Source organism: Microbacterium sp. XT11 (genome assembly GCF_001513675.1).
In the GTDB taxonomy this organism is placed as follows: Bacteria; Actinomycetota; Actinomycetes; order Actinomycetales; family Microbacteriaceae; genus Microbacterium.
Genome location: NZ_CP013859.1, coordinates 2206980 through 2219213 on the forward strand (window position 1 = coordinate 2206980; position 12234 = coordinate 2219213).

Genomic DNA, 12234 nt, shown 5'->3' on the forward strand with positions numbered 1-12234 from the left:
GGGGTGTCAGGAGCCTTCGATGGCCTGGCGCTGTGCCGAGGATCCACCGGCCTTCAGCTCGGCGAGGCGTGCCTCGACCTCGGTGAGCTCACCGAGGTCCTCGAGGCTCTCGAACTGGGCGTCCAGGCTCGACGCGGCGAGCTCCGCCTTGCCCTGAGCCAAGGCCTCCTGACGGCGGACCTTGTCTTCGAAGCGGCCGAGCTCGCTCGTCGGGTCGAGGACGTTGATCGACGACACAGCGTCCTGCACCTTGGTCTGAGCCTCGGCGACCTTGGCGCGGGCGAGGAGCTCGCTGCGCTTGTTCTTCAGCTCGACCAGCTTCTCCTTCATGCCGTTCAGGCCCGACTTCAGCTTGTCGACGATCTCCGTCTGAGCAGCGATCTGCGGTTCGGCCGCCGATGCTTCGCGCTCGGCGCTGATCTGCCGCTGCAGAGCGATCTTGGCCAGACCGTCGAACTTGTCGGCGTCGGCGGTGTTGCCGGCCGCACGCAGTTCATCGGCCTTGCGGCTCGCGGCGAGAGCCTTGTTGCCCCACTCGGTCGCGGCCTGCACGTCTTCCTCGTGGTCGCGCTCGAGGAGACGAAGGTTGCCGATCGTCTCGGCGATCGCCGACTCCGCGTCCGCGATGTTGTTCGTGTAGTCGCGGACGAGCTGGTCGATCATCTTCTGCGGGTCTTCCGCCGAGTCGAGGAGCGCGTTGATGTTCGCGCGGACGAGCGTGGAGATTCGTCCGAAGATGGACTGCTTTGCCATGCGTGTTCCTTTCAGAGGGTCCTGGTCGTGATCTTTGCGTACGTGCCTATGCGAATCAGAAGCGTCGTCCTCCCGATCTTCCTGAGCGACCGCTGGAGCGCGAGCCGCCGCCGAAGCCGGAGCTGCGGAACCCGCCGCCTCCGCTGGATCTCCAGCTGCTGCTGCGATGCGAAGAGCCGCCTCCTCCGCCGGAGAGCAGGCCGCCGATGATTCCGCCCAGGATGTCGCCGGCGAGGCCCGAGTCGTTCGACCGGTAGCCTCCTCCTCCTCCGAAGAGCCCTCCCCAGCCGCCGCTCTCATACGGGCTCGGGTCGTACGCGGCGACATCGGACTGGGCGTACGACGACGCCTGGCGTGCGAGGTCGAGCGCCGTGCGTGCCGCGTTCAGCGCCTGTCCCGGATCGGAGGTCTGGAGGCTCTGCGCTTGAGCGAGCGACGACTCCGCCTGCGCCAGGCGGGTGCGCGCGGTGGATCCGACGCTCCCGCGCCGTGTCTGGATGAACTCTCGCGCGGTGCGGATCTCGGCGTCGGCCTGAGCGAGGGTCTGCTCCAGCATCCGCTGCTCGCGCCGCGCGCGCTCCGCCGTCTCCTGTCCCTGCGCGATCGCGGCGTCGATCTGCGCGTCGGCGGCCGTCAGCGCCTCCAGCACGCGCTGGGGGTTGCGGCCGGCGCCGGTCAGCCCCGCTTGCGCCTGCTGCACCTGGGCGTCGGTCGCCGAGACAGCACCGCGGATCGTGCCCGTGGCGTCGGGCAGCTGCTGTGCCGCCGCGATATCGGATCGGAGCTCGGCGATCAGCGCCTGGGCCTTCGACTCCACTCCGGCGAGGTCGGAACCGAGAGTCGAGATGGCCTGCACCAGCTGCGTCGCCTGCGCCACCGACTGCTCGGCCGTGCGGATGGCGAATGCCGCCTCTCCGGACGAGGATGCGCTGATCGCGGCGGCTGCGGCGGCGATGGATCGATCGGCCAGCGCCGCGCGCTCGCGCGCCTGCTGGGGGGTGTCCGCGACGGTGCTCAGCGCAGAGGGATCGTACGTGGCGCTCAGCGCACGCAGAGCCTCGTCCGCCCCGTCGAGAAGCGGCTGCAGTGCGGCGCGCTCCGCCCTGACCCGTTCAAGCTCGCGCGGCGCGTTCTGCTCGAGGGCGCGCAGCCGGTCGAAGGCCTCGGTGTTGTCGTCGAGCACGTCGGCGACCTCGTCGCACAGTCGGATGATGCGGAGATGCCACTCGCGCCGGTCGAAGACCGAGTCGGGGATCTCGTCGTCGAGTTTCTGCTTGAGGTCGAACGCCTCGGACATCTTCGCTTTCGCGGCATCGATCGCCGCCGTGAACTCGGCGGTCGCTCCCTCGCCGAACTGCGCGACGGCGAACCCCAGTTCCTCCGTGCTCGACGTGATGGCGTCGTCGGCGCGGACCAGCGCGACGCCGGCTTGCGTCGCGACCTCGTCATCGGTGAGGGCCGAGAACGGGTCGTTCGGATCGGGCTGCGCAGGCATCGCGCCGCGCTTGCGCACGGCGGCGGCCTGGCGCGCGCGGCGGACGGCGCGCACGATCAGCCAGATGACGATCAGAACGACGACCACGCCGGCCACGATGAGGAGCACGCGCAGCGCGCCGGCGCCCCCGTCGCCCTGGATCTCGTCGGCTGCGAGCGTGATCGCGCCGGCCCAGTCGTTCGCGCTCGCCAGCGGCAGGATCTTGTCTTCGACCTCGTCGAGCTTCGCGTCGCTCAGCGGTCCGTCGGGAGCAGCCGAGATGTAGTAGCTGCGCCCCTCGACCGCGATGGCGAGGAGGTACTGGTCGCTGCCGAGGTTGTTGCGCTCGGCGACGAGGTCGGTCCACTCCACGTTGTCGGACGGCGACGTGAAGTCGTCGACGAGGACCACGAAAAGGTCGGCTCGCGAGTTCGCGCTGAGCTCCCGGAGACGATCCTCGACCGCCTGCTCCTCGCTGCTGCTCAGCACCCCGGCATCATCCGTGACGTATCCCGAGTCGAGCGTGACGGGATCGGTCGCTGACGCCGCATCGACTCCGGTGAACCCCGCCAGCGCACCCAGCGCCAGCGCGGCGATCGTCAGCCAGCGAGTCCTCATTCCGGCGCCTCGGGCCGGCGGCAGTGCCCCCATGCGTCGAGTCTATGCACACACGCCGACACGCGACAGCACCCGCGGGCGGATCGCCGTTCGCCGTCAGCGGAGACACATACGCTTGATGGCATGGACGACAGGTACGGATCCGATGTGCTCGCACCGGGGTGGCGGGAAAGGGCCGCGAAGCAGGTCGCTCAGGTCGCCGCATCGGTCGACCTCGTCGTGGAGGTGGCGGACGACGGCTTCTGCGGCGCGATCACCAGGATCCAGGGCGGCACGGTCGAGCTGGAGGACTGGAAGGGGCGCAGGCGGCTGTTCCCGCTCGGCGGAGGGTTCCTGATCGAGGGCAAGCCCGTGCGGCTCGTCCCGCCGTCAGCGGCAGCGCAGGGTCCCCGCCGCACGGCATCCGGATCCTTCGCGGTCGCCGATCAACGCGCGAAGGTCGCGCTGCCGAGCCGCATCCTGGTGGAGGGAAGGCACGACGCCGAGCTCGTCGAGAAGGTGTGGGGAGCCGACCTGCGCGTCGAGGGCGTCGTCGTCGAGTACCTCCAGGGCATCGACCTCCTCGACGACCTGCTCGCTGCCGAGCCGCCGAGCGCGGCCCGCCGGTACGGGGTTCTCGTCGATCACCTCGTCGCCGGTTCGAAGGAGTCGCGCATCGCGGAGGCCGTCTCGCGTGGCCCGCACGGCCCGCATGTCCGCATCGTCGGCCACCCCTTCGTCGACGTCTGGCAGTGCGTGACGCCGCGAGCGCTCGGGATCGCGAAGTGGCCGGAGATCCCGCGCGGCGTCGACTGGAAGACCGGCATCTGCCGCGCATTCGGCTGGCCGCACGAGACGCAGGCCGACACGGCGCGGGCGTGGCAGCACATCCTGTCGAAGGTGCACACCTATCGTGACCTCGAGCCGGCGCTGCTCGGCCGCGTCGAGGAGCTCATCGACTTCGTCACGGAGCCGGCCGCGGGCTGAGGGAAGGGCCACGTCGCGCCGCCGACTACCCTGGAGGCATGCCCGAACCCCGTACGTTCCGCGATGAACCCGTGTCGTTCGTGCGCCGCAGCGGTCGCATGTCCGATGCGCAGGAGCGCGCATTCGCCGAGCTCGCCCCGCGCTACCTGCTCGACGTTCCGCGCGACGTGGCGTGGACGTCGGTGCATCCCGATGCGCGCCTCGATCCCCTCGCCGAGTACGGGCGCCGCGCGGATCTCATCGTGGAGATCGGTTCTGGTCAGGGGCATGCGATCGTCGCAGCGGCGTCGTCCCGCCCGCACGACGACTTCCTGGCCGTCGAGGTCTTCCGCGCCGGCCTTGCCCGCACCATGCTCGACGCGGAACGCGCAGGCGCGCGCAACCTGCGTCTCGTCGAGGCCAACGCCCCGGAGGTGCTGGCGTCGTTCCTCCCGGAGGCGGCAGCGGCGGAGGTGTGGATCTTCTTCCCCGACCCCTGGCACAAGAAGCGCCACACCAAGCGTCGGCTGGTGAGAGAGGGCTTCGGAACGACGGCGGCCCGTGCGCTGCGCGACGGCGGCGTGCTTCGGCTCGCGACGGATTGGGAGGACTACGCACTCCAGATGCGCGACGTGCTCGATGCCGACCCCCTGTTCGAGCGCACGTTCGACGGCGAATGGGCCGAGCGGTTCGACGGTCGCGTCATGACCGCGTTCGAGCGCAAGGGGATCGCGAAGGGCCGCGACATCCGCGATCTCGCCTACCGCCGCGTCGCCAGGACATGACAGCGAAGACGCGCGGCGCCGACGGCGCGCGTCTGGTCGCCCCTGCGCTGCTCGCCCCTGCACTGCTCGTCTGCCTGGCGGCTCCGGCGTTCTTCGTCGTGCGCGTGCCCTGGCTCGGCTGGGCCCTGCTCGCCGCAGGTCTCGGCGCCGCGTGGCTGACAGAGCGCGGGCGCCCCGGCTCAGGCATGGCGCCGCGCGCCGGGGCCTCCATCCCCTCGACCGGCAAGGGCGGCGGCCGGCGCGAGCCCTCGCTGACCCGGGATCTGTCACTGATCGCCCTCGGCATGCTCATCGTGAGCGCGATCCCACTGGCTGCGGAGCTCGACAATGCCGCGATGATGCGCTTCACGGTGGCTCTCGGGGGCGCGGTGCTCGTGCCGTACCTCGTGTCGCGGTTCGTCTATCGCGACCGGGCCATCGCGTTCCCGTGGCGCACGCATCGACGCTGGAACCGTCTGCAGTGGTCGTGGCTGGTGCTGGTGCTGGTTCTCGGCTGGCTGATCCTGCCGTTCTACTTCATCACCAGCGGCGTCTACCAGAACTGGCCGGTGGTGGACACCCCTGAGCTCATCGGCCGTCTCTTCGTCGGTGTCGGCGCGGTCGGGATCTGGGACGAGCTGTTCTTCATCTGCACCGTCTTCGCGCTGCTGAGGAGGCACTTCTCCGACGGACTCGCGAACGTCCTCCAGGCGATCGTGTTCGTGTCCTTTCTGTGGGAGCTGGGCTACCGCGCGTGGGGGCCGGTGCTGACCATCCCGTTCGCACTGCTCCAGGGCTTCATCTTCGTCCGCACGCACTCGCTCGCCTATGTGGTGACGGTTCATCTGCTGTTCGACGCCGTGGTGTTCGCCGTGCTCGTGCACGCGCACAACCCCGGTCTTCTGCCCGTCTTCCTGCTGTGACCCCGCATATCGGTGTGATCGGGGCCGGCATCGGGCAGAATCGAGACATGCTCATCGCCGGACTCGTCCTCGCCGCGGCGGCCGCCGCCTTCCACGTGTTCATCTTCGCTCTCGAGTCGCTGAAGTGGACCGAGCCGTCCACGCGCAAGGTGTTCGGCGTTGCGAGCGAGGCGGATGCCGTCACCATGAAGCAGCTCGCCTTCAACCAGGGCTTCTACAACCTCTTCCTCGCGCTCACCACGCTGCTCGGCATCGCATTCGTGCTCGCAGGAGCCGGAACGGTCGGCGTGACGCTCGTGTTCGCAGGCACGGGCATGATGCTCGCCGCGGCGCTGGTGCTCGTTCTCTCGGACCGGACGAAGGCACGCGCGGCCGCCATGCAGGGGACGCTTCCGCTGCTGGCCGTGGTGGTCACCGCGCTCGGGGTCGCGCTCGTCTGAGAGGACGGTCGCGCTCACCCGAGAGCTCGCGGTCGGTGACACCTGGGGCGTGACATCCAGCCCTGCAGCGGCCACACTCGATGCATGGCCGACTGGGTGCTGCACGTCGACATGGATCAGTTCATCGCGGCCGTCGAGGTGCGGCGCCGTCCGGAGCTCGCAGGACTTCCGGTGATCGTGGGCGGGCGCGGCGATCCCACCGAGCGCGCCGTGGTGTCGACCGCGTCGTATGAGGCCCGTGCGTACGGGATCGGGTCGGGCATGCCGCTGCGGATCGCCGCGCGCAAGGCCCCGGAGGATGCGGTCTTCCTCCCGGTCGACCATGAGGAGTACGCCGCGGCGTCGGATGAGGTGATGGCGACGCTCCGTTCGTTGCCCGGCGTGGTGGTCGAGTTGATCGGGTGGGACGAGTGCTTTCTCGGGGTGGACGCCGAGGATCCGGACCGTGTGGCGCGCACCGCGCAGAAGGCTGTGCTCGACGCGACGGGCCTGCATTGCTCGGTGGGGATCGGCGACAACAAGGTGCGTGCGAAGATCGCCACCGAGTTCGGCAAGCCGCAGGGCGTCTTCCGGCTCACCGCGGAGAACTGGTTCGAGGTGATGGGGGAGCGGCCGACCCGTGATCTGTGGGGTGTGGGGCCGAAGGTCAGCAAGAGGCTGGCGGAGCACGGCATCACGACGGTGCGCGAGCTCGCGGACGCCGACGAGGGCGAGCTCGTCGCGGAGTTCGGACCGCGGATGGGCGTGTGGTACCACGGGCTCGGGGCGGGGACCGGCCCCGCCGTCGTCGACGACTCCCCGTGGGTGGCGCGCAGTCACAGCCGGGAGACGACGTACCAGCAGAACCTCACCACGCCGGAGCAGGTGGCAGATGCGGTGCGGGGGCTCGCTGCGAGCGCTTTCGACGATTGCGCGGCCGAAGGACGACCCGTCGTGCGCGTGCACCTCAAGGTGCGCTATGCCCCGTTCGAGACGAAGACCTTCGGGCGGAAGCTCGCGGCGCCGACCACTCGCCGTGACGACGTGGTCGACGCCGCGCTCGCTCTCAGCGCGACGCTGGACCCGACGCGCGAGGTGCGCCTGTTGGGGGTGCGTGCCGAGATGGCGATGCCGGAGACCGGCGACGCCGTGGAGCGGACTCCGGTGCGCGGCCGGATCTGACGACGCGATGCCGGACCTCGTTCCGCCCTGCGTGGATGCGGCCCGTGTCGCGCCGGATCAGGTGCGCACGAGCGCGGCCACGGCGCTGACCTCGATGAGGGCGCCCGGCACACCGAGCCCCGCCACGATCGCCGCAGTGACGAGGGGCGGGGCGCCGTCGCGCGCGAGCTTGGCGGCCACGGCGCCGTATGCCGCGCGGAGGTCGGCGCTCTGATGGATGAGAGCCGTCCAGCTGATCACGTCGTCGAGCCCTGCGCCGGCGGCCGTCAGCGCGGTCTCCGCGTTCTCCAGCGCGCGCAGAGCCTGCTCACCGGCATCCGCAGAGACCACGGCGCCCGTCTCGTCGACGCCGTTCTGACCGCCGACGTAGATCGTGGTCGCCCCCGGAGGGACGACGGCGACATGGCTGAAGGCCGGGCTGACGACGAGGCCGGCCGGCTGAAGAAGAGTGATGTCCATGCCGAGAGTATGTCCCCCGGCACCGACATCGGACGCCGGCGGGGCGGAGGATGCGGCGGGATGCGGCCCCTCCGCCCACCGTGCCACCGGGCGGTCGCTCAGAACCGGAGCAGGACCTTCCCGACGCGCCCTGGAGCCTTGCTGGCGCGCACGGCGTCTGCGGCGTCCGCGGCGTCGAAGACGCCGGCGACGGGGAGCGTGAGCGTTCCGTCGCTCACACGCTGGATGAGCTCGCCGAAGAGCGCGCCTCGTGTGGCAGGGTCCATGGTCGCGCTGACCTTGCTCCCCCAGAAGCCCTTGACCGTCGCCTGCTTGAAGATCACGTCGCCCGAGTTGATCTCCATGACAGGCGAGTCCATGGCGCCGAAGGCGACCAGCGTTCCGTTCTCGGCCAGCAGCGACAGCACGTGGCCGGATGCGGCGCCGCCGACGGAGTCGACACCGGCGACGACGTCGGCGCCGTCCGTGATCTCCAGCGCGCGCTCGCGCCAGTCGTCCTGATCCGTCGCGACGACACCGCCGATGCCCTGCGCGCGGAGCTCGTCGACGCCACCCGCGCGGCGGACGAGCCCGAGCACGTGGACGCCACGGGCGGATGCGAGCTGCGCCAGCATCCGCCCGACGGCCCCGTTCGCTGCGTTCTGGACGATCCAGTCGCCCGCTTTCACGTCGAGGAACTGCAGCAGGCTGATGGCGCTGAACGGCATGGAGATGAGCTGGGCGGCGACCTCGTCGGGCACCCCCTCGGGCACGGGGACGAGTCCGGCTGCGTCTGTGACGATGTACTCCGCCCAGGCTCCGAACGTACCTCCGGTGGCGACGCGCCGGCCGACCCCGAGGCCCTCGACGCCCTCGCCGAGCGCGTCGACGATTCCGAGCGCCTCGGTGCCGGACGCAGCGGGAAGGTCGGGCGTGACGCCGTAGGTGCCGCGGATGGTCCAGATGTCGTGGTTGTGGATGGGGGAGAGGACGATACGCAGCCGCACCTGCCCTGGGCCGGGCTCGGGGAGCGGACGGTCTACCAGGACGAGGACGTCTTCGGGCTCGCCGAAGCTGCGGTGGATGAGTGCGCGCACTGTCGTTCCCCTTCAGTCGTCCGAGACGGTGATGTCGACGTCGATGTTGCCGCGCGTCGCGTTGGAGTACGGGCACACCTGGTGCGCGGCGTTCGCGAGCTCGACGGCCTGAGCGTGGGGGAGGTCGGGGATGACGACCTCCAGCTGCACGGCCAGGCCGAACCCGCCGGCGCCGTTCGAGCCGATCTGCACGCGCGCTCCGACCGAGGAGTCCGCGATCGCCACCTTCTGCGCGCGGGCGACGGTCTGCAGGGCCGAGTGGAAGCAGGCCGCGTAGCCTGCGGCGAAGAGCTGCTCGGGGTTCGCGCCGTCGCCGGATCCGCCCAGCTCTCGGGGGACGGCGAGTGCGAGGTCGAGGCGGCCTTCGCTCGTCGCGACGCGGCCGTTGCGGCCGGCGCCGGTGGCGAGGGCCTCGGCGGTGTAGAGGGCTTCCATCGTGCGGATTCCTTTCAGTCGGTGCTGTTCTGCAGCAAGGCCGTGAGTTCCTGGAGCTCGGCGATCAGGCGCCGGCGGTGCTCGTCGTCGCGGATGCCCGCGAGGCGCGCGATCCGTGTGCGGATGGGGGCGACCTCGGCACGCAGAGCCTGCCCGTCATCGGTCAGCTGCACCGTGACGACGCGCTCGTCGTCGGGGCTGCGGGTCTTGGTCACGAACCCGTTCTGCTCGAGGCGGCGGACCAGCGGCGACAGCGTCCCGGAGTCCAGCTGCATCATGTCGCCGAGCGCCCCGATCGTCTGCTCGCCCTCGTGCCACAGGATGGCGAGCACGAGGTACTGCGGGTACGTGAGACCCCACGGCGCGAGGAGAGCGCGATACGCCTGCGTCGTCGCGCGAGCGGCGGAGTAGAGCGAGAAGCACACCATCTCATCGGTCACGGCCATGGAAAGAAGCATTGCACACAATTCAATTGTGCACAACTAAAATGGCGTGCAGAGACGAGAAGAGGCCCGTCCTCGCGGACGGACCTCTTCACGACATGTGCCCCCGGAGGGATTCGAACCCCCGACCTACGGTACCGGAAACCGGCGCTCTATCCCCTGAGCTACGGAGGCGCACCGGTTGACAATATCACTGCTTCGGGCTGGACTTCGAACCGGCCTCGGTCACGGGCGCGCCGCGGAGTTCGTCCAGCGCGGATGCGAGCCTCTCGGCCAGATACCGGTGTCCGGCGGTCGACGGATGCCGGCGGCCGAGGTCGACGTCGATCACGTCGAGATAGTTCTCCGGCGTGATCCAGTGCTGCGCCACGGGGGAGATGTACCACCACCCCCGCGCCGCGGCCAGGTCTCCGAGCACGCGGTCGATCCGCGCCGTTCCCGACCCGACGGGGAGCTCGTGAGGCGCCGGGCCGAGGATCACGATCTGCGCGTCGGGATACGTCGCGGCCATCGCGTCCCAGGCGGCCGTCACCGCCCGGGGGTAGCCTGCGTCGCCCACCAGCGTGCGGTCGTTGATCGAGCCCTGGATCAGGATGAGATCGGGCGCGAGCGCCGGATCGAGCGCGGCGATGCGCTCGCCGAAGGCCGGTCCGTCGAGACCGGGCTTGAGATACCCGCTGCCCCGGACGCCGTCGACGATGCTCTCCCCACCCAGCAGACCGCCGATCTGATAGGCGTACCCCAGCGTCGGGTCGGACGCGGCGGACCCGTAAGTCCACGAGTCGCCGAACACCAGCACGCGCGGGTGCTCGGGCAGGACGAGCGGCGATGGCGCAGGGGCCGATGCCGGACCCGAGCCGACGGCGGCGGAGGCCGTCGAGGGTGAGACCGGTGCCCACGGTCTCCACACGCCCACGACGCCGGCTGCGAGAGCCAGCAGCAGACCGAACGCGACCAGCCCTGACCGCAGGGGGCGACGGGGGCGGGCAGGTGGCTTCATGGCATGAGAGTAGATCACGTCGTGCCCACCGCAAATTCCGTGACGTGGCGCGCCGTAGACTGGGGGGTCTATGACTCCTGAAACCCTCGCCGACGCCCTCCTCGCCGTTCTCGCCCCCATCGCCGAGCAGCGACGACCCGGCGAGGCGCTTCCGGTGACGGCGTCTGACATCGTGCTCGATCGCCCCCGCAACCGCGACCACGGAGACTGGGCGTCGAACATCGCGATGCGGCTCGCCAAGCCGCTCGGCGCGAACCCGCGGGAGCTGGCGCAGCAGATCGCCGAGGGCTTGACGGCGGTCGACGGCATCGCCAGCGCCGAGGTCGCGGGGCCGGGGTTCATCAACATCCGGCTCGACCCCGCTGCCGCCGGCGCCCTGGCGAAGACGATCGTCGACGCCGGCGACGCGTACGGGCGCAACGACTCACAGCGCGGCGTGAACGTCAACATCGAGTTCGTGTCGGCCAACCCGACCGGCCCGCTCCACATCGGCCACACCCGCTGGGCAGCGCTCGGCGACGCCATCGTGCGACTGCTGCTCGCCAGCGGCGCGAACGCCGTGCGGGAGTACTACATCAACGACGCCGGTGCGCAGATGGATCGCTTCGCCGTGTCGGTGCTCGCCGCTGCCAAGGGTGAGCCGACACCGGAGGGGGGATACCCCGGGGAGTACATCACGACGCTCGCCGGGCGCGTGCTGGAGGCGAGGCCCGATCTGCTCGGTCTCGCCGAGGACGAGCAGCTCGTCGTCGCGCGCGACCTGGCCTACGCCTTCCAGCTGGAGGAGATCAGGGCGTCTTTGGAGCGGTTCAACGTGCCCTTCGACGTCTGGTTCTCCGAGCGCACGCTGCACGCGAAGGGCGAGGACGGCACGAGCCTCATCGACCAGGCAGTCGACCGGCTCCGGCAGCAGGGGCACGTGTTCGACTCCGAGGGCGCGGTCTGGGTGCGCACGACCGACTTCGGCGACGACAAGGACAGGGTGATCCGCCGGTCCAACGGCGAGTACACCTACTTCGCCGCGGATGCCGCGTACTACCTGAACAAGGGCGATCGAGGCTTCGAGAACAAGATCTACCTGCTCGGAGCCGACCACCACGGCTACGTGCACCGGCTCAAGGCCGTCGCCGGAGCGGCGGGGGACGACCCGGAGAAGAACATCCAGGTGCTCATCGGACAGCTCGTGTCTATCCGCGGTGCGCGGCTCAGCAAGCGGGCAGGCAACATCATCGAGATGGATGACCTGCAGGCGTGGATCGGCACGGACGCCCTTCGGTATGCGCTCGAGCGCTCGCCCGCCGATTCGCCGCTCGACCTCGACCCCGAGCTGCTCCAGCGCCGCACCAACGACAACCCGGTGTTCTACGTGCAGTACGCGCACGCCCGCACGCACAACGTCGCCCGCAACGCCGCCGACTCGGGTGTCGACCGGTCGGAGTTCGCTCCCGAGACGCTCACGCACGAGACCGAGGCCGCGCTCCTTGGGGCGCTGCAGGAGTTCCCGCGCATCGTCGCCTTCGCAGCGGAGGTGCGCGAGCCGCACCGTGTCGCGCGCTACCTCGAAGAGCTGGCGGGGCTCTACCACCGCTGGTACGACAACTGCCGTGTCATCCCGCAGGGCGACGACCCGATCGAGAGCGTGCACCGCACCCGGCTGTGGCTGAACGACGCCGCGGGGCAGGTGCTGCGCAACGGGCTGGAGCTGCTCGGCGTGTCGGCTCCCGAGCGCATGTGACCGAGGCG

General features: G+C 70.2%; 13 protein-coding genes and 1 tRNA gene. 6 read left to right on the top strand and 8 right to left on the bottom strand.

Translation table 11 applies throughout. The annotated features are described in order from the left end of the window. Positions 1 to 6: 6 nt before the first annotated feature. Together AB663_RS10200 and AB663_RS10205 are read right to left on the bottom strand one after the other, a co-directional pair. A complete protein-coding gene (locus AB663_RS10200) occupies positions 7 to 753 on the bottom strand; it encodes a PspA/IM30 family protein (protein ID WP_067198582.1) in 747 nt (248 codons plus the stop codon). A gap of 55 nt (positions 754 to 808) precedes the next feature. After that, complete coding sequence (locus tag AB663_RS10205; RefSeq protein ID WP_083511202.1) at positions 809 to 2878, bottom strand: TPM domain-containing protein; 2070 nt, start codon at positions 2876 to 2878, stop codon at positions 809 to 811. A gap of 90 nt (positions 2879 to 2968) precedes the next feature. Here AB663_RS10205 and AB663_RS10210 point away from each other — a divergent pair, with 90 nt between their 5' ends. The 5 genes from AB663_RS10210 (at position 2969) to AB663_RS10230 (ending at position 7078) form a co-directional block, all read left to right on the top strand. Next, positions 2969 to 3811 carry a DUF3097 domain-containing protein gene (locus AB663_RS10210; protein ID WP_067198586.1) on the top strand — a complete coding sequence of 281 codons (843 nt, stop codon included), beginning with the start codon at positions 2969 to 2971 and terminating at the stop codon, positions 3809 to 3811. Between the two features lie 38 nt (positions 3812 to 3849). Further along, on the top strand, positions 3850 to 4575 hold the full coding sequence (gene trmB, locus AB663_RS10215; RefSeq protein WP_067198589.1) for a tRNA (guanosine(46)-N7)-methyltransferase TrmB: 726 nt from the start codon (positions 3850 to 3852) through the stop codon (positions 4573 to 4575). After that, positions 4572 to 5477, top strand: coding sequence for a CPBP family intramembrane glutamic endopeptidase (locus AB663_RS10220; protein ID WP_067198591.1), 906 nt, complete (start codon positions 4572 to 4574; stop codon positions 5475 to 5477). The genes trmB and AB663_RS10220 overlap by 4 nt, the downstream gene beginning before the upstream one ends. A 47-nt stretch (positions 5478 to 5524) precedes the next feature. Next, positions 5525 to 5917, top strand: coding sequence for a DUF1304 domain-containing protein (locus AB663_RS10225; RefSeq protein WP_067198594.1), 393 nt, complete (start codon positions 5525 to 5527; stop codon positions 5915 to 5917). An 84-nt stretch (positions 5918 to 6001) separates the two neighbouring features. Beyond that, on the top strand, positions 6002 to 7078 hold the full coding sequence (locus tag AB663_RS10230) for a DNA polymerase IV (RefSeq protein ID WP_067198595.1): 1077 nt from the start codon (positions 6002 to 6004) through the stop codon (positions 7076 to 7078). 57 nt (positions 7079 to 7135) lie between these two features. On the opposite strand, the gene AB663_RS10235 is transcribed toward AB663_RS10230, so the two are convergent. The 6 genes from AB663_RS10235 to AB663_RS10260 all read right to left on the bottom strand — a co-directional run bounded on the left by AB663_RS10235 (position 7136) and on the right by AB663_RS10260 (position 10491). Next, a complete protein-coding gene (locus AB663_RS10235) occupies positions 7136 to 7537 on the bottom strand; it encodes a RidA family protein (RefSeq protein ID WP_067198599.1) in 402 nt (133 codons plus the stop codon). Between the two features lie 98 nt (positions 7538 to 7635). Then, a complete protein-coding gene (locus AB663_RS10240; RefSeq protein ID WP_067198602.1) occupies positions 7636 to 8613 on the bottom strand; it encodes a zinc-binding dehydrogenase in 978 nt (325 codons plus the stop codon). 12 nt (positions 8614 to 8625) lie between these two features. Then, positions 8626 to 9048: an organic hydroperoxide resistance protein gene (locus AB663_RS10245; RefSeq protein ID WP_067198604.1), complete on the bottom strand. Its 423-nt coding sequence runs from the start codon at positions 9046 to 9048 to the stop codon at positions 8626 to 8628. Positions 9049 to 9062: 14 nt separating this feature from the next. Then, positions 9063 to 9494, bottom strand: coding sequence for a MarR family winged helix-turn-helix transcriptional regulator (locus tag AB663_RS10250; protein WP_067198606.1), 432 nt, complete (start codon positions 9492 to 9494; stop codon positions 9063 to 9065). A gap of 98 nt (positions 9495 to 9592) precedes the next feature. After that, positions 9593 to 9665: transfer RNA gene (locus tag AB663_RS10255), tRNA-Arg, on the bottom strand. A 16-nt stretch (positions 9666 to 9681) separates the two neighbouring features. Then, positions 9682 to 10491, bottom strand: a complete 810-nt coding sequence (locus AB663_RS10260; protein WP_067202587.1) for an SGNH/GDSL hydrolase family protein — start codon at positions 10489 to 10491, stop codon at positions 9682 to 9684. A 70-nt stretch (positions 10492 to 10561) separates the two neighbouring features. On the opposite strand from AB663_RS10260, the gene argS reads away from it, so the two are divergent. Then, the gene (gene argS / locus AB663_RS10265; RefSeq protein ID WP_067198608.1) at positions 10562 to 12226 is read left to right on the top strand and encodes an arginine--tRNA ligase; all 1665 of its coding nucleotides are present in this window, start codon (positions 10562 to 10564) and stop codon (positions 12224 to 12226) included. Positions 12227 to 12234: the final 8 nt, after the last annotated feature.